14 protein-coding genes are annotated in these 16,814 nt (G+C 59.4%); 6 read left to right on the top strand and 8 right to left on the bottom strand.

The features are described 5' to 3' along the window. Positions 1-29 precede the first annotated feature (29 nt). From EHN06_RS01625 to EHN06_RS01605, 5 genes are all read left to right on the top strand, one after another. Positions 30-2,981, top strand: coding sequence for a parallel beta-helix domain-containing protein (locus EHN06_RS01625; RefSeq protein WP_206075707.1), 2,952 nt, complete (start codon positions 30-32; stop codon positions 2,979-2,981). A 157-nt stretch (positions 2,982-3,138) separates the two neighbouring features. Next, positions 3,139-3,411, top strand: a complete 273-nt coding sequence (locus tag EHN06_RS01620) for a helix-turn-helix domain-containing protein (protein WP_127329570.1) — start codon at positions 3,139-3,141, stop codon at positions 3,409-3,411. Next, a complete protein-coding gene (locus EHN06_RS01615) occupies positions 3,408-4,700 on the top strand; it encodes a type II toxin-antitoxin system HipA family toxin (RefSeq protein WP_228257388.1) in 1,293 nt (430 codons plus the stop codon). Before EHN06_RS01620 ends, EHN06_RS01615 begins: the two co-directional genes overlap by 4 nt. 85 nt (positions 4,701-4,785) lie before the next feature. Further along, positions 4,786-6,660, top strand: a complete 1,875-nt coding sequence (locus EHN06_RS01610; protein ID WP_127329568.1) for a putative nucleotidyltransferase substrate binding domain-containing protein — start codon at positions 4,786-4,788, stop codon at positions 6,658-6,660. Next, on the top strand, positions 6,653-7,378 hold the full coding sequence (locus EHN06_RS01605; RefSeq protein WP_127329566.1) for a 3'-5' exonuclease: 726 nt from the start codon (positions 6,653-6,655) through the stop codon (positions 7,376-7,378). Before EHN06_RS01610 ends, EHN06_RS01605 begins: the two co-directional genes overlap by 8 nt. Here the strand turns inward: EHN06_RS01605 and msrB are convergent. The 5 genes from msrB to EHN06_RS01585 all read right to left on the bottom strand — a co-directional run bounded on the left by msrB (position 7,367) and on the right by EHN06_RS01585 (position 11,183). Next, the gene (gene msrB / locus EHN06_RS01600) at positions 7,367-8,542 is read right to left on the bottom strand and encodes a peptide-methionine (R)-S-oxide reductase MsrB (RefSeq protein ID WP_127329564.1); all 1,176 of its coding nucleotides are present in this window, start codon (positions 8,540-8,542) and stop codon (positions 7,367-7,369) included. The two genes, EHN06_RS01605 and msrB, sit on opposite strands and share 12 nt — an antisense overlap. 118 nt (positions 8,543-8,660) lie before the next feature. Next, positions 8,661-9,191 (bottom strand): sensor histidine kinase, encoded by a 531-nt coding sequence (locus EHN06_RS21355; RefSeq protein ID WP_228257387.1) that lies wholly within the window; start codon positions 9,189-9,191, stop codon positions 8,661-8,663. Positions 9,192-9,230: 39 nt separating this feature from the next. Further along, positions 9,231-10,142 carry a cell wall metabolism sensor histidine kinase WalK gene (locus EHN06_RS21350; protein ID WP_228257386.1) on the bottom strand — a complete coding sequence of 304 codons (912 nt, stop codon included), beginning with the start codon at positions 10,140-10,142 and terminating at the stop codon, positions 9,231-9,233. A 3-nt stretch (positions 10,143-10,145) separates the two neighbouring features. After that, complete coding sequence (locus tag EHN06_RS01590; protein ID WP_127329562.1) at positions 10,146-10,856, bottom strand: response regulator transcription factor; 711 nt, start codon at positions 10,854-10,856, stop codon at positions 10,146-10,148. 36 nt (positions 10,857-10,892) lie between these two features. After that, positions 10,893-11,183, bottom strand: coding sequence for a hypothetical protein (locus tag EHN06_RS01585; RefSeq protein ID WP_206075706.1), 291 nt, complete (start codon positions 11,181-11,183; stop codon positions 10,893-10,895). 378 nt (positions 11,184-11,561) lie between these two features. On the opposite strand from EHN06_RS01585, the gene EHN06_RS01580 reads away from it, so the two are divergent. Further along, complete coding sequence (locus EHN06_RS01580) at positions 11,562-12,083, top strand: QsdR family transcriptional regulator (RefSeq protein WP_206075705.1); 522 nt, start codon at positions 11,562-11,564, stop codon at positions 12,081-12,083. 234 nt (positions 12,084-12,317) lie between these two features. Here EHN06_RS01580 and EHN06_RS01575 read toward each other — a convergent pair whose 3' ends face one another. The 3 genes from EHN06_RS01575 to EHN06_RS01565 form a co-directional block, all read right to left on the bottom strand. Beyond that, on the bottom strand, positions 12,318-13,733 hold the full coding sequence (locus EHN06_RS01575) for an aldehyde dehydrogenase family protein (RefSeq protein ID WP_127329556.1): 1,416 nt from the start codon (positions 13,731-13,733) through the stop codon (positions 12,318-12,320). Positions 13,734-13,762: 29 nt separating this feature from the next. After that, positions 13,763-14,869, bottom strand: a complete 1,107-nt coding sequence (locus EHN06_RS01570) for a zinc-binding dehydrogenase (RefSeq protein ID WP_127329554.1) — start codon at positions 14,867-14,869, stop codon at positions 13,763-13,765. A gap of 140 nt (positions 14,870-15,009) precedes the next feature. Next, positions 15,010-16,812 carry an acyl-CoA dehydrogenase gene (locus tag EHN06_RS01565; RefSeq protein ID WP_127329552.1) on the bottom strand — a complete coding sequence of 601 codons (1,803 nt, stop codon included), beginning with the start codon at positions 16,810-16,812 and terminating at the stop codon, positions 15,010-15,012. Positions 16,813-16,814 lie beyond the last annotated feature (2 nt).

Genomic DNA, 16,814 nt, shown 5'->3' with positions numbered 1-16,814 from the left:
CGAAGCGCTGGCACTCGGGACTTATCCCAGTGGTAACAGCCGCCCTCCTGCTTTCCGGCTGTTTCGGTGGCAGCAGCGGCTCGTCGGATTCGACGGCGGCCAACGACAACACCGGAAACAATAGCGACGTGGCCGGAGAACAGGTTGACCGTTTCAGTGACGGTCGCACCTTCCTGGTGGAACCCGGCCCCGATGCCACCTACGACATGGTCAACGCGATGATCCAATTGCGCCCGGGAGATACCCTGGAGTTCGGCTGCGGCTTCATCGAACTGAACCACGGCCTGCTGATTCAGGCCACCGAAGATGTGCTGATCAAGGGCTGTGGCAAGGACAACACGGTGTTGTCCTTCCGCAACAGCGATAACGTTACCGGCCTGGAGGCGCTGAATGTGCGCGGTATTACCGTGCAGGACCTGACCATTGCCGACTCGCCGGGGGACGCGTTCAAACTCAAGGGCGTGAAATGGGGCACCCTGCTCAATGTACGCGCCATCTGGTCCGGCGGTGGCGAACCGATCACCGCCAGTAACTACACGGATAGGCTGCACGTGCAGTGCACCAACCCGCCGCTGAACGAAGGCGACCCCACGCCGGATTACATCCCCAGTTCCGCCAGCGGACGCTACGGCATCTACCCGGTGGAATCGGAAAATATCCTGGTGGATAACTCGGAATCGGTGGGCGCCTCGGATGCCGGTATCTACGTCGGCCAGACCAACACCGCCATCATCCGCAACAGCCGCGCGGTGTATAACGTCATGGGATTCGAGATCGAGAACGTCCAGGGCGGCGAGTACGACAGCAACCTTGCCGAGTGCAACACCGGCGGTTTTCTGATCTACGACCTGGAGAACATCACCCAGTACGGCGATACCTCGGTGATGCTCAACAACACGGCCCGCAACAACAACACCTACAACTTCGCCCACAGCGGTCTGGTCTCTGCGGTGCCCCGGGGCACCGGCTTCATCACCCTGGGCTATGACAACATTGAGGTCTTCAACAACACCTTCGAGGACCACAGCACCGCCGCCGTGATCTACACCAGCTACGAGCTGATCGACGGCGAGGGCAAGACCTCGGACAAGAAACTGGACCCGTACACCGAAGGGCTTCATATCCACAACAATGTGATGCGGAATTCCGGTTACGACCTGCCTCCACCCAACTTCGAAAAAGTGGTGTTGGAAGGCCAGGTGGAAACCGTGCTGCCCACCCTGATCGGTCTGAAAAACATCACCAATCCCGGCAAGGGCGCCCACATCGTCTGGGACGGTCTGCTGGATGAACTGGACGAGGATTGCCCCTACCCGGTGGACGCCAACGGTGATCCCGTGCCGGCCGATGAGAACGGCAAACCCATTCACACCAATGAGCACCCGAACCCGTCGTGCCACTACAACGCCTACAAGTTCAACGCCAATGGCGAGCGCAAGCTGCCCCAATGGGGCTCGTGCTTCCATGACAACGAACTGGCCGCCGACAGCCAGGCCTACATGAACTTCCACGGTACCGAAGGGCTGGAACTGGTACTGGCGGCGGCTGAACAGGACGCCAGCATTCTCACCCTGGAAGGCCTGCAATCGGTTCTGGAAGGCCTGGACGGTGTGGTGGCCGATACCGATATGTCGGTTCACGACTGCCAGGCCCGCTTTGGCAAGCTTCTGCCACCGCTGCCCCGGGTGACCATCCCGCCGTTCGAACCCAGCGGTGCCATCGATCCGGCACCCAGTGACGAATACATCAATCGGCTATGCAGCAAGCGCGGCAAGCCCGGCAGCGTCAACCGGAATGCCCTGGAAGTGAACTGCCCGACCCTGGACCAGTACAACCTGTTTGCCGATCCCCACGACCCCCGCAGCACCCCGAATGAAGGCGGCGTGCCCTTCGTGCTCAACAGCAAGTTGTTTTCCGACTACGCCACCAAGTACCGGGTCGCCTTCGTGCCACCGGGTACCAAAGCGGTTTATGTGGATGGCCAGGGTGGCAGCAACGTCAATGGCACCATTCACTTCCCCACCGGTACGGTGATTGCCAAAACCTTTGCCTTTACCGATGAGAGCAAGGGCACCGAAGAACTGGTGGAAACCCGCCTGTTGATCAAACGGGTCAGTGAGAGTGGCAAGGCCTTCTGGGACGGCCCCACCTACATCTGGGAGAAAGACAGCGAAGGCAAACCGGTGGCAAAACTGGCCCTGGGTGGCGGCACCCGAGCGGTGAGCTGGCATTATCAGGACCAGATCACCGGTGAGCTGATGGCGGGCAGCACGGACAACTACGCCATCCCCAACGCCAACCAGTGCATCACCTGTCACAGCAACGATGACGTGGAATCCGGCAGCGCCCCCATCGGCCCGAAACCCCGCAACCTGAACCGCGCCTATGCGCCGGAATCCGCATTCATGGGCACCCGCGGCCAGGGTGGTTTCCCACGGGTCAACCAGCTCAAGTACTGGCAGGACCAGGGCATTCTCACCAACGTACCGGACCTGCAGATTGATGGTCGTGGCATTGCCACCAATATCGAGCGCCTGCCCCACTGGAATCTGGCCGGCGACAGCGGTGAAGCCGCCGGCTCCGACGCCGATGTGGAAGCCCGCCTGCGAGCCTACCTGGAGGTGAACTGCCAGCACTGCCACAACGACCGCGGTGCCGCGTCCAACACCGGTTACTACCTGGATCACTACCGGGAGGTGGACGCCGGCTACGGCATCTGCAAGAAGCCCACTGCCACCGGCGGCGGTTCCTGCGGTCGCCAGCACATCGTGGTACCGGGCGACGCCGACAGTTCCATCGTCTCCTGCCGGGTCACGGCCAGCGCCGATCCGCAACGGCAAATGCCGCCCATCGCCCGCAGCGTCACCCATATGGAAGGTGTGGAGCTGATCAACTACTGGATCAACAACGTGGTGGACAGTGACTACGCCAACGGCGATGCCTGTAGTAACGGCAGTATCCTGCAATCATTAACGCCCTGATCCTCAAGACCGGGACCTACCGCAAGTGCACTGGTAAGCTGTCACGCCCGCTTACCAGTGCACGAGCCATAAAACCCTCCACCAAAAGCTTATTAGACATCATGTTATCCAAAATGTGCTAAAATAGTGGCAAATCGGATAACAGGATATCTAAACCATGCTATCCCTGATCAGCCCCGCGGACGTTCAGCAACGGCTCGCCAAGGCCCTGCGAGAAAGGCGGGAAGCCCAACGACTGTCCCGACGAGCCCTGTCGGAACGCAGCACGGTGCCCGAGCCGACCATTAAACGCTTTGAAACCACAGGGGACATTTCCCTGCGTCAGTTTCTTATTCTGTGGAGTTGCGTTGACGACCTGAAAAGACTGGATGAACTGACCCGGCCAGCCACCAGTTTCCCAAAATCCATTGATGAGGTGCTGTCATCGTGAGTCACTTCACACCAGTGCAAAAACTGCAGGTCAGCCGCCGCATGGCCAACGGTGACTGCGTCCCTGTCGGCACCCTGGCACAGAATCGCGACGGCGTATTTTTCCAGTATGATCGGGATTACCTCAACTGGGGGCACAGCCTATCCCCCTTCAACCTGGCCTTTGATGACTCAGTACAGGCCGCGCCACGGGCGCCCCACGGCGGGCTGCATGGACTATTCGCAGACTCTTTACCAGATGGCTGGGGGATGCTGTTGATGGACAGGGTGTTTCGCCGGCAGGGCATACTGCCGAACCAGCTCACCGCCATGGACCGCCTCGCTTACATTGGCGATCGGGGCATGGGGGCGCTGGTTTTCCAGCCGGTGTCCGAACTGGCTCCGAATGATGGCGAGCACACCATCGACCTGACCGCCCTTGGTCGTCAGGCGGTTGAAGTCTTTGAAGGGCAAACCGATGAAGTACTGAAAGAACTGGCGCAAGCTGGCAGCTCAGGTGGCGCTCGTCCCAAGGCCCAGATATACCTGGGAAGGAGGGGATTCGAAGATGTCAGCACCCTGCCCGCCCCGGGCCGCATCCCCTGGCTGGTCAAGTTCACTTCCGCCTCCCTGGCTCTGGGCCATGAGGAAGGCCTGTGCGAGGCGGCCTACCTGACCCTTGCCCGACAAGCAGGTATCACCGTTCCCGAATGGCAATTGATCCCGGCCCCCGAGACAACCGACGCCATCGCCTGGCTCGCCCTGAAACGTTTTGATTGCCACCCCAACCTTTCCCATCAGGGGCGCTACCACCTGCAAAGCGCCTGTGGACTGCTGGATGCGGATTTCCGGATGCCCTCGCTGGACTATGAGGATCTGATCAAAGCCACCCACATCCTCTGCAAGAGCATGCAGGCAGCCCGGGAGCAATTCCGCAGGGCATTGTTCAACCTGTTTACCGCCAACCAGGACGACCACAGCAAGAACTGGTCATTCCTGATGGACGATCTGGGCCACTGGCACCCAGCGCCGTTCTACGATCCCACCTTCAGCCCCGGGCCCCATGGCGAGCACAGCACCGCCTATCAGGGGCATGGCAAGCGACCACCACTCAAGGCCATACAGGCCATCGCGGCGCATGCTGGCTACGGCCGGTGGTCCGACGTTCGCCATGTCATCCGGGAAGTCGTAGACGCCATCACGGGCTGGGAGCATGAGGCCAAGGCCCTCGGCGTGTCCGCCAGCACCCGGAAACTGATAGCCAGGCATTTGGACCAGACCCGCAAAGATAACAACCACCTGTTGCAATAGCGACGGACCCAATGGCCCCTCCGCAGCCCTGCTGCTATATTGCTCCCTGAGAACGCCAAACGCGACAGCCGTTCAGGGAGACTCCATGCAGGCAGAGCTTATCGACATCCGCAACCATCTGGCCCAACATGCGCCGTTTGACGACATGCCGGAGGAGATGCTTGATAAGGTGGTCTCAAGCATCGAGATCTCCTATTTCCGCGCGGGTACACCCATCCTTGAAATTGGTCAGCGTAATACCTGGTTGTTCTATGTGCGCAGCGGCGCGGTCGAGATCTATCGCCGGTCTGGTGAACTTTACAGCCGAATGGGCGAAGGGGAGTTCTTTGGCCAGTTCGGATTGCTGATGCATAAGACCGTGCGCTTCCCGGCGAAAGCGATCGAAGACTGCCTGATCTACCGGATTCCCGACACGGTTTTTCAGTACCTGTGGGAAAACGACGAGAGCTTCGCCGATTTCGCGGACACTGAGGGCCGAAGCCGGCTGCGCTCTGCCCTCTCCCGTCGGGAAAAGTCCAACGCACTGATGACCGCGAAGGTCACCCGCCTGATCGCACGGAAACCGGTCACCGCGCCCTGCACCGTACGCCTTCAGGAGGCCGCGCGCATCATGACCGATCAGGGGGTGTCCGCGCTGCTGCTGATGGACGAGGAAGGGGACCGGCCAAAACTCAAGGGCATCATCACCGACCGGGATCTGCGCACCCGCGCCGTGACCGAGGCACTGCCGTCGGAAACGCCGGTCAGCGAAATCATGAGCGATGACCCGATCACCACCCGCGCTCGAAGCTTTATCTTCGAAGCCATGCTCACCATGCTGCACAACAATGTGCACCACCTGCCGGTGATGGATGACGATGAAGTTCGTGGTGTGATTGCCCTCTCGGACATCGTCAAGTACGAGAGTCAGAGCAGCCTGTTCCTGGTCAGCAACATCTACCACCAGCAGAATGTCAAAGGGCTCAAAAAGATCAGCCGCGAGGTTCGTGACAGTTTCGTGCGCATGGTGAACGAAGATGCCAACTCCCATATGATTGGCAGTGCCATGGCCGGTATCGGCCGCAGCTTCACCCAGCGCCTGCTGGAGCTGGGTGAAGAGAAACTGGGGCCGCCACCGGTGCCTTACTGCTTCATGGCCCTTGGGTCCATGGCCCGTGACGAACAGCTGGTGGTGACCGACCAGGACAATGCCATGATCCTGGACGACAGCTTCGACCCCAAAGAACACGACGAATACTTCCTGGCGCTGGCAAAGTTCGTCAGCGACGGTCTCGACGCCTGCGGCTATGCCTACTGCACCGGCGACATCATGGCCACCAACGAGAAATGGCGTCAACCACTGAAAGTCTGGAAATCCTACTTCATCGACTGGATCGAAAACCCCAAGGCGGAGGCGCTGCTGAACAGCAACATTTTTTTCGATCTTGACGGGATCTACGGGAAGACTGAATTTGCCGAGGAACTTAAAACCCTGGTTGCGGAAAAGGCCAGCCACAGCCAGCGCTTCCTCGCCATGCTGGCCCGCAATGCGCTGAACCGTACCCCACCGTTGGGCTTCTTCCGCACCTTTGTGATGGAGGAGGACGGTAAGCAAAACAAGACGTTCAACCTCAAGCGACGCGGCACTGCGCCCCTGTCAGACCTGATCCGGGTACATGCCCTGGCCTGCGGGTCCCGGGCACAGAACTCCTTTAACCGACTCAAGGCCATCGCGGAAACCAAGCTGATTCCGGAAGACGGTGTGGGTAACCTGCGGGATGCCCTGGAATTCATTTCCATTGTCCGTATTCGCCACCAGGCACTGGCCATCGAAGCGGGACGGGAGCCGGATAATAACGTTCGCCCGGAGGATCTGTCACCGTTTGAACGCAGTCATCTGAAAGACGCGTTTCAGGTAGTCAGTAACGCCCAGAAATTCCTGAAATTCCGCTACCAGTCCCAGGTGGGCCGGCATGGCTGATCAGAAGAATCCTGACCCGGAATCCAACGAAACCTGGCCGGAACTGTTCGAGCAGCTCGCGGCAGAGGCCAGGGATCCCCGACTCAAGGCCTTTTACCAGGCCGGTTGTGTCGCGCCAGACACGCCCCTGGCCGATACCCCGCTGGTGGCTCTGGATTTCGAAACCACTGGCCTGAATCCCGATGAGCATTCCATCGTCAGTATCGGCCTGGTGCCTTTTTCCGTCGAAGGCATTCAACTCGGCCAGGGTCGCCATTGGGTCGTCCGGCCACAGTTGCCACTGCACCAGACCTCCATCACCATTCACGGCATCACCCACACGGATATTGATAAGGCACCGGATTTAGATGACGTCCTGGCGGAGATACTGGAATCCATGGCGGGAAGAGTTGCGGTGGTCCATTACCGCAGTATCGAACGGCCGTTCTTCGATGTGGCGATGCGGTGGCGACTGAACGAGGGCATTCGTTTCCCGGTCATCGACACCATGGCCATCGAGGCCCATTTGTATCCCAATCGACGGCCAACACGCTGGCAAAAACTGAGGGGCATGCAACCGGTGTCCATCCGTCTCGCCGACAGCCGGACTCGTTACGGCCTGCCCCACTACCCGCCTCACAATGCACTGATCGATGCCATTGCCACGGCGGAACTCCTTCAGGCCCAGGTCCACCACCATTTCGGCGCAGACACCGCCGTCAAGGATTTATGGTTGTGACGCCGCCACCGGGCTACCACTGTCCGGTTTCACCTCACTGATATACTGGCCGTAGCCCTCTTCCTCCATCCGCTCCAGCGGGATGAAGCGGAGCGCGGCTGAGTTCATGCAGTAACGCAAGCCAGTGGGTGGCGGACCGTCATTGAACACATGCCCAAGGTGTGAGTCGGCAATGGCACTGCGAATTTCCGTGCGAGTCATGAACAGAGAGCGGTCCTCTTTCTCAACAACCACGTCATCCGCAATCGGTCGAGTAAAACTGGGCCACCCGGTGCCGGACCTGTATTTGTCCCTGGAGGAGAACAGCGGCTCTCCGGACACCACGTCGACATACAATCCCGGGCGTTTCTCGTCCCAGTATTCATTGGCGAATGCCCTTTCGGTGCCGTCTTCCTGGGTCACGTAATACTGCTCTTTGGTCAGCATCCGCTTGAGCTCTTCATCGTCCGGCTTCACAAACGACTGCAGATCTCGCGCATTGTTCTTCATGTTGTCCTCCTCCGGCTGATACTGGGAGTAGTCAACTTCCTGCTCGTCACCCCAGACCTTTTCGATGAACTGGTAACGGCCGGAATTGAAGGTGTAGAACTTGTACCGCACCGGGTTCTTCTTGTAATAATCCTGGTGGTATTCCTCGGCGTCGTAGAAAGACTTGAAAGGCACGATTTCAATCACGACCGGGTCATCGTAACGACCGGACTCTTTCAGAGCCCTCACCGAAGCCTCGGCAGCGCGCTTCTGCTCCTCATTGTGATAAAAAATCGCGGGCCGATACTGGCTGCCCCGATCCACATACTGACCCTTTGCATCAGTCGGATTTGCAGTGCGCCACAGAGCCTGAAGCAGGCCTTCGTAGGTGATGACATCCGGATCGTAATAGACCTGGACCGCCTCGGTGTGGCCGGTACGACCGCCAGAGACCTGTTTATAGGAGGGATCTTTTTCGTCACCACCACTGTAACCGGATACCACCTCGACAACCCCCGGCACTTTCTCCTCATACATTTCTTCCACACACCAGAAACATCCGCCGGCGAAGGTTGCTATCGCCAAGTCAGGATCGTCGGGTGCGTATTTTGAGTCCGTCTCATTGGAAGCGCCAACCTGGAAACCGATCAGTGCCAGGGCCGCTACCATGGACATCAATAACAGATACCGTTTCATAACCTTAACCTCTTGCCCTTTGTGTACTGTGACCAGTTTGCACGGAATTCATCACACCACTTTCCCCAGTTTATTACGTTTGTATAACGCCGGAGAGATCATTGCGGATGCAGGCAACTCAGTTCGAGGGTTTGACCGGTAACCGTATACAAAAGGATGCGCCGCCGGAATTCAGGTTTTCAACAGTGATATCGCCCCCCTGAAGGGTCATGATCCGGCGGGCAATCGCCAGCCCGAGGCCGGCATGGCCGCCTTCTCCGTCGGAAGATTCACCGCGGTAGAACGGGTCAAAGATGTGGGGCAGGTCCTGCTCCGGTATACCGGGGCCACTGTCCCGTACGCAGACTTCGGGCAGGCCGTCCGCCTGCCCGAATGCCACTTCGATCCGCCCTCCGGCCGGACTGTAGGCGATGGCATTACCGATCAGGTTATCCAGTACCCGCTCGGTCATGGCGAGGTCCGCATAGGCCAGGGGCTGATCCGGATCACCTTTGACGACCAGCTCCAACTGTCTGCTGCGCGCTTCCCGCCCATGCTTCTGAACCACATCATGCACCAGCTCCGCCAGCGGGAAAGGTTCCGGTACCGGCTGCTTTTCCCGGGCTTCCAGGGCGGCCAGTTCGAACAACTCATCCACCAGACGGCTCAAACGCCGGCCTTCCTTCAGCGCAATGTCGAGGAATCGGTCCTATTCTTCCGGGCTGAGGCGATCCCGCCGCAGTTTCAGACTTTCAATGTAGCCCTGCATAGACGCCAGGGGCGTGCGCAGGTCGTGGGACACCTGGGCCACCAGTTGGCGGCGCTGAGCATCCTTTTCCGTCAGCTGTTCGATCTGGGAGGCAATGCGGCGGGCCATGTCATCAAAGGTGACACCCAGGTAGTCGATTTCGTCACGTACCACGGGCCGCCGGTCACGCCAGGTACTGACAGGCTTCCGGCTCATGTCACTGTGCTCGAAATCCTCCACCAGCCGGGTCAGTAATGTCAGTCGACGGGTCAGCAACCGGAAGACCGCCAGCCCCGCAATCATCACCACCGCCAGGCTGACCAGCAGGGCCCAGGCGCTCAGCTCCAGCAACTGGCCGCCACGGGCCATGGTTTCCGCAGCGTCGTATTCCTCCCCCCGGAGCACCACGTAGAGATAGCCTTGCGGATTCTCCATTGATGGCACGGGGGTCACAGAAAAAACCTTCTGCCGATCATGGCTGCGGGGATCATCGCCCAACACGGGGTAGCGGCTCATATCGTCCATTAACCGCCGAATGGGCTCCAGTGAGACCTGCTTGCGCTTGATCTTTGCCGGGTCGGCAGAGTAGGAAAGGATGGTACCGTCCAGATCCAGCAGATAGATTTCAATGCTGGGATTGATGGTCATGTATAACGCGAACAGCTCTTTCAGGGCGCTGCGGTCAAGCTCTCCCTCATTGACCAGGTTTCTGTCCGACACCAGGTTTTTCGCCAGGTCCCGGTGCAGTTCCTGGTTCACCGACGCCGTGTACTCCCGCAGCGAGTACAGACTGATAAAGGTGTACAGCAGGCCGACGGCCAGTAACAACAGGAACAGCCCCAACGCCAGCCGGGTATAGAGAGTCTTCACCATGGATCAGTCCCGAAAGCGATAGCCAACCCCCCAGACGGTCTCGATAAACTCCGGTCGGGCCGGGTCTTGCTCAATTTTCCCGCGCAGGCGGTTGATGTGGGTGTTGACGGTATGCTCATAGCCTTCATGGTTGTAACCCCAGACCTTGTCCAGAAGCTGAGCGCGGCTGAACACCCGGCCCGGATGGCTGGCGAAGTGCCAGAGCAGGTCGAACTCCCGTGCGGTCAGTTCCACCTCCTGCTCCCGCACAAACACCCGACGGCGAGCTGGGTCGATGCGTAACCCGTCGGTCCGCAGTTCGCTACTCTCTTCACTCCTGGTATTTTCGGCTGGCACTGACGCCATGGCATCCACACGCCGGAACAGGGCTTTCACCCGTGCCGACAGCTCGGCTACGCTGAAGGGTTTGGTGAGATAGTCGTCCGCCCCCATTTCCAGTCCCAGCACCCGGTCCAGTTCCGTGCTTTTCGCCGTCAGCATCAGCACGGGCACGTAACCCGGGCCGGAGCGTATCTCGCGGCAGACCGAAAGACCGTCCATTCCGGGCAACATCAGGTCGAGAACCACCAGGTCAATATCCCCCTCACGGAAACGCTCAAGCCCGGTATCCCCCCGGTCGCACAGAATGGGGTTCATGCCCAGATCCGCCACGTGCATGCGCACCAGCTCACCAATGCCCGGGTTGTCCTCAACAATCAGTACGTTTCGTGTCATAGGTTCCTGGCTCTGGCACCCCTCGGAGGCATCCGCTTAATTCATGGAATCCGACTTCTTGTCCATGTCGTCTTCCTTCATGTCGTCGTGCATGGCCTTGTCGTCCTTCATGCCCATTTCATCATCCTTCATGCCCTTGCCGTCTCCGGACATGTCATCGTCTTTCATACCGTGGCCCATGGCGTCCGACATGTCATCCTTCTTCATATCATCATGCTCCATTGACTCTTTCATGTCGTCGTCCATCATGCCACCTTCGGATGCCATGTCGTCTGCCTGGGCGACGCTGGCCATCAGGCCAAACATACACATTGCTACGATTGTCATGAACTTGTTCATAGTGATCTCTCCCCAAGTGATTGAGCCTGCCGGACTGACAGGCTCGGTAACTATCCTGGGGGCACGCCATCACGGGAGAATCACAAGGTATTAAACAGTGTATAGCGGAAAGTTCACAAATCTGTCACGCCGCCAGCATCCCTCCAGGCGGGGTGCGGCCCCAACTCGGCACAACGTGCAATTCCCTGAACAGATCTTCCGGGGTAGGCTTTGGACATGACACTGGACATTTCGTTGATTCCGGCCCTCATAGCAGGCTGTCTGTTTAGTCGTTAGAATGAAATAAAATACCGATACGAGGTTGCAGTGACAGAAAAAACAACAACAAGAGCGACACCAGCGGACGCCTTCCGACGTGCACGGAGGATGTGGCTGAAGGGTGAAAAAATTCACCTGGCGTCTTTGTCCGCAGAACTGAATATTGGAAGGGCCACCCTGTTTCGCTGGGTCGGCAACAAAGACTTGCTTATTGGGGAAGTGCTCTGGTCGCTCTATGAACCCCTGAGATTGGAAGCCCTGAGCATAACGCCGGGACAAGGGGTGGATTTTGTGGTTGGCGTCTACCGCCATATCAACTCTACCCTGCTGCATTCCGAGCCACTGCGGCGCTTTATCCGCGAAGACCCGGAGTATGCGCTGAAGATACTCACCTCGTCCCAGTCCACCATTCACAGCCGTACCGTGGAGGCCAATACCCGCACGCTTCGGGATCAGATGGCATCCGGGTATATCAATCCGCCGCTGAACATCAACAGCCTGTCCTACTTTATGGTGCGCCTGGCCGAGTCCTGCCTGTACAGCGATATCATCAACGGTCGCGAACCTCGCGATGAGGAGTTGGAGGACGCCTGTACGGCTGTGCGCATTCTTCTCGGCGGGAAGGCCTGAGCTTTTGGGCTGGTCCCGAGGTGGGGGTACCTTTTCTTCTGGGAAAAATAACTCGCCTTGCTCAGACATCTTTTTCCCGGCAGAAAAGGTACCCCCACCCCGTGACCGACCGGACTTCCGGGTGCTTCTGTCGGATTACGGCTATCGCCTAATCCGACCTACATGAAAAAGGCCTCGTACAATTCCCGTAGGTCGGATTAGCGGAGCGTAATCCGACACCCAGTTATCAAGCCCTCACAACTGCAACGACCGTACCTCCAGAAACTCTTCCAGCCCCCACTTGCCAAACTCACGGCCAATGCCGGAATGACCGAAACCGCCGAACGGGGCCATCGGGTTGAAGGCGCCGCCGTTGACGAACACCTGGCCGGTGCGCAGTTTGCCCGCCACCTGCTTCGCCTTGTCGGCATCCGCTGACCACACCGCGCCGGACAAGCCGTACTGGGTGCCGTTGGCGATGCGGATGGCTTCCGCTTCATCGTTGTAGGGAATCACGCACAGTACCGGGCCGAAGATTTCTTCCTGGGCCAGGCGGCTGTCGGGTTTGACGTTGCCGAACACCGTAGCCTTGACGAAGTAGCCTTTGTCACAGCCTTCCGGCGCTTCCGGTCCACCGGTGACCAGGGTATGCCCCTCTTCGATACCGAGTTTGATGTAGTCGATGACCTTGTCTCGCTGCTGCGCCGAGGCCAGCGGACCGAGGCGGGTGGTTTCTTCCAGCGGGTTGCCCGGGGTCATCTTGGCGACGGCGGCGGCTGCCAGTTCACAGGCTTCGTCGTGCTGTTCCGCCGGAACCAGCATGCGGGTCAGTGCGGTGCAGGTCTGGCCGGAATTGAGCAGGCAGTTGTTGACCGTGCCTTTCACCGCGGCGGCCAGGTCTGCATCCGGCAGGATCACCGAGGCGGATTTGCCGCCCATTTCCAGGGCGATGCGCTTGAAGTCATCGGCAGCCGCATGGGCAATCAGGTGGCCGGTGCGAGTGGAGCCGGTGAAGGACACCATGCGCACGTCCGGGTGTTTGATCAGGGTGTCGCCCACGGTCTGGCCTTCGCCACACACCAGATTGAATACCCCTTTCGGCAGGTCGGTGCCGTCCAGGATTTCGGCCAGGATGTAGGCGCTCTGGGGCGCGATTTCCGACGGTTTGAGCACCACCGTGCAACCGGCAGCGATGGCTGGCACGATTTTCAGGATGACCTGATGCAGCGGGTAGTTCCACGGCGTGATGCAGCCCACCACGCCGACGGGCGTGTACTGCACTTCCGAGTTACCGGACTGCTCGCTGAACGGGAACTCCGGCAGCAGCTTCAGGTAGGTCTTGGTGATGGTGGCCGGCAACCCGGCCTGGATACCGGTGGCCAGCTTGATGGGCATGCCCACTTCCCGGCAGACGGTTTCGGCGATTTCACCGGCGCGCTCTTTCAGCCCTGCGTGAAGCTGTTCCAGCACCTTGATGCGCTGCTCCAGGGTGCTTTCAGACCAGGTTGCGAACGCGTCATCCGCAGCGGCGATGGCCTGTTCCATTTCTTCCCGGCCGGAAGCCGGGACTTTGGCAATCACCTCACCGGTGCCGGCTTCGTGCACGTTAATAGTATCGCCGGCCCAGTTCACCCATTGGCCGTTGATGTAATTCTTGCTGAGATCGTTCATTCGGTCACTCCTGTGTCTGTCTGGAACCGTCACTCGAAAACGATGACGCCACGGGCGTTCTTGCCTGCCAACATATCATCGAACGCCTGGGGTGCGTCATCAATGTGGTAAGTCCGGGTGACAAGTTCGTCGAGTTTGAGTTTGCCAGCCTTGTACAGCCCCAGGATACGGGGGAAATCGTATTGTGGACGGGCGGAGCCCAGCCAGCTGCCTTTCAGCACCCGCTCATCCGCAGGCAATGTCAGGGTGGTGATCGAGGTTTTGTCCTTCGGGTCCGAGACACCCACCACCACGGCAGTACCACCACGGCCCAGGCATTTGTAGGCCTGTTCCACCACCGGGCCGGCACCGACGCATTCGAAAGCATAGTCCACGCCGCCGGTAAGTTTTTTCACGGCCTTGGCGCCGTCCTCCACTTCGCTGATGTTGATAGTGTGGGTGGCGCCGAACTCACGGGCCATTGCCAGCTTCTTCTCGTTGTTGTCCGCCGCGACAATCATTTCCGCGCCGGCAGTGACACAACCCTGAATGGCGTTCAGGCCCACGCCGCCGATGCCGAAGACGGCGGTGCGGGAACCGGGCTCGACTTTCGCGGTGTTGAACACGGCACCAACGCCGGTCATTACCGCACAGCCCACCAGGGCGGCGTTCTGCATGGGTATGGTGTCATCCACTTTGACGCAGTTGTCCACGTGCATGGTGGCGTATTCGGCCATCACGCCGCAGGCGCCGAAGACATTGAGGTCCTCGCCATCCGCGCCTTTGGTGCGAACGGTGCCATCGGGCAGGGTGAACATGGCTTTGCGGGCATTTTCACAGAGCACCGGGCGGCCACGTACGCACTGGCGGCACTTGCCGCACATGGAGATGAAGGAACTGACCACATGGTCGCCTTCCTGAAAGGCGGTGACGCCCTCGCCCACTTCAACAACAACGCCGGCGGCTTCGTGGCCGAGGACCAGGGGAGCGGGGTAGGGAATCTTGCCGGTGGTGGCGGACTGGTCGCTGTGGCAGACGCCGCAGGCACCGATCTTGATGGTGATTTCGTCCCGTTTGGGGCCTTCCACGGTGATGGTCTCTACCTGAACGGGCTGACCCCATTCGCGGCAGACGACTGCTTTGGCTTTTCTGTCCATTCTTTTTAGCTCCTCGGTTTACGTAGCCTTCTTGTTTTGGGGGCTGTTCGCGGGGTGGGTTCCCACCCCACTCCACGACCGTTCTGACAATGTTGGCTTTATCGGATTAGCGAAGCGTAATCTGACAAACAAAGTCTCCGCTAAAATTCAGAATCCTGCATACCCAGCGCCGTGGTATCCACGGCACTCAGCAACCCTGACAGACTGAGCACTTTCGGCAATTCATACCGCGCAAAATATTCACAGGCCTTCACCTTACCCTCGTAGAATTCGGCTGTCTGCTCACCATTGCCTTCCAGTCCGGCAATGGCCTTGATGGCCTGTCGCAGCCAGAGCCAGCCGACGACGGTGTGGCCGAAAGCTTCGAGGTAGAGCGAGGCGTTGGCCAGGGCTTTTTCCACGTTGCCGTTGGTTTTCTCGGCGTTGATGGCATCGGTCGCGGTGGCCATGGATTTCACGGCCCGGTCGAGATGGTCGGCACACAGCGCCAGCCGTTCGTATTCACGGGCCTCGATGATGGTGGCTTCGATGCGCTCCATCAACGCCTCGTAAAACCGGCCGCCGGCCATGGAGACCTTGCGGCCCAGCAGGTCGATGCCCTGGATGCCGTGGGTGCCTTCGTGAATGGGATTGAGACGGTTATCCCGGTAGAACTGCTCGACGGGATACTCGCGGGTGTAGCCGTAACCACCGTGCACCTGGATCGCCAGGCTGTTGGCTTCCAGGCAGAACTGGGACGGCCAGGATTTGATGACCGGTGTCAGCAGATCCAGCAGGCCGGCGGCGAGTTGGCGCTGGTCTTCGGTCGCTCCGTGCTTTTTCTCGTCCACCAGCGTAGCGCCCTGCAGGCACAGGGCCAGACCGCCCTCCACGTAGGCTTTCTGGGTCAGCAGCATACGGCGAATATCGGCGTGGCGGATCAGTGGCACCTGTGGGGTATTGGGGTCTTTCTCGCCCACCGGACGACCCTGTTTGCGATCGCGGGCGTACTCGAGAGCGTGGAGGTAGCCAGTGTAGCCGAGCATGACTGAACCCAGGCCGACGCCGATGCGGGCTTCGTTCATCATGTGGAACATGGCCGCCAGGCCATTGTTGGGCTCACCCACCAGATAACCGACAGCCCCGTCCTTCTCACCAAAGTTGAGCATGGTGGAGGTGGTACCCCGATAGCCCATCTTGTGAATCAGCCCCGCCAGCGCGACGTCGTTGCGTTCCCCCAGGCTGCCGTCCTCATTGACCAGCACCTTGGGCACGATAAACAGGGAAATGCCTTTCACCCCGGGAGGGGCATCCGGTAGACGGGCGAGTACCATGTGGATGATGTTGTCACTCAGCTCATGGTCACCGGCGGAAATGAAGATCTTGTTGCCGAACAGGCGATAGCTGCCATCGTCCTGCGGCTCCGCCCGGGTACGCAGGTCACCGAGGGAGGAACCGGAATGGGGCTCGGTCAGACACATAGTGCCGAAGAACCGGCCGGCCATCATTGGCTCGGCGTATTTTTTCTGCTGGTGCTCATCGCCCTGGGCCATGATCAGGTTCGCCGCCGCAATCGTCAGCCCGGCGTAACCCTGGGTGCCCACATTCGCACCCTTGAGCATACCCACGCACATCTGCGCCACCGCCGCCGGCAGCTGCATACCGCCACGTTCGTAGTCCTGGCCAGCGGCCATCAGGCCGGTATCACGCAGGACGTCCAGCGCCTTCTTGACCTCCGGGCGCATCTCCACCCGACCGTTTTCGAACCTGGGCTCTTCTTCGTCGACCAGGCGGGCGTGGGGCGCAAACTCTTCTGCGGCCACCTTCAACGCCAGATCGAGTGCAGCCTGAAGCGTTTCACGGTTGTGATCAGCATAGCGTTCATATCCCAGGGTCTGTTCGACTTCGTGGAGTTCGAACAACTGGAACGCAAGGTCCTGAGTGTTGATGATTTTTTGTTGCATGA

The sequence above is a fragment of the Marinobacter sp. NP-4(2019) genome, assembly GCF_003994855.1.
In the GTDB taxonomy this organism is placed as follows: domain Bacteria; phylum Pseudomonadota; class Gammaproteobacteria; order Pseudomonadales; family Oleiphilaceae; genus Marinobacter.
This window is presented reverse-complemented; position numbering and strand designations above follow the sequence as displayed.

Excerpts from the sequence above, each read along its gene's own strand:
- EHN06_RS01620 (WP_127329570.1), top strand. The coding sequence starts at position 3,139 with ATGCTATCCCTGATCAGCCCCGCGGACGTTCAGCAACGGCTCGCCAAG.
- EHN06_RS01610 (WP_127329568.1), top strand. The coding sequence starts at position 4,786 with ATGCAGGCAGAGCTTATCGACATCCGCAACCATCTGGCCCAACATGCG.
- EHN06_RS01605 (WP_127329566.1), top strand. The coding sequence starts at position 6,653 with ATGGCTGATCAGAAGAATCCTGACCCGGAATCCAACGAAACCTGGCCG.
- msrB (WP_127329564.1), bottom strand. The coding sequence starts at position 8,542 with ATGAAACGGTATCTGTTATTGATGTCCATGGTAGCGGCCCTGGCACTG.
- EHN06_RS21350 (WP_228257386.1), bottom strand. The coding sequence starts at position 10,142 with ATGGTGAAGACTCTCTATACCCGGCTGGCGTTGGGGCTGTTCCTGTTG.
- EHN06_RS01590 (WP_127329562.1), bottom strand. The coding sequence starts at position 10,856 with ATGACACGAAACGTACTGATTGTTGAGGACAACCCGGGCATTGGTGAG.
- EHN06_RS01585 (WP_206075706.1), bottom strand. The coding sequence starts at position 11,183 with ATGACAATCGTAGCAATGTGTATGTTTGGCCTGATGGCCAGCGTCGCC.
- EHN06_RS01580 (WP_206075705.1), top strand. The coding sequence starts at position 11,562 with ATGTGGCTGAAGGGTGAAAAAATTCACCTGGCGTCTTTGTCCGCAGAA.
- EHN06_RS01575 (WP_127329556.1), bottom strand. The coding sequence starts at position 13,733 with ATGAACGATCTCAGCAAGAATTACATCAACGGCCAATGGGTGAACTGG.
- EHN06_RS01570 (WP_127329554.1), bottom strand. The coding sequence starts at position 14,869 with ATGGACAGAAAAGCCAAAGCAGTCGTCTGCCGCGAATGGGGTCAGCCC.
- EHN06_RS01565 (WP_127329552.1), bottom strand. The coding sequence starts at position 16,812 with ATGCAACAAAAAATCATCAACACTCAGGACCTTGCGTTCCAGTTGTTC.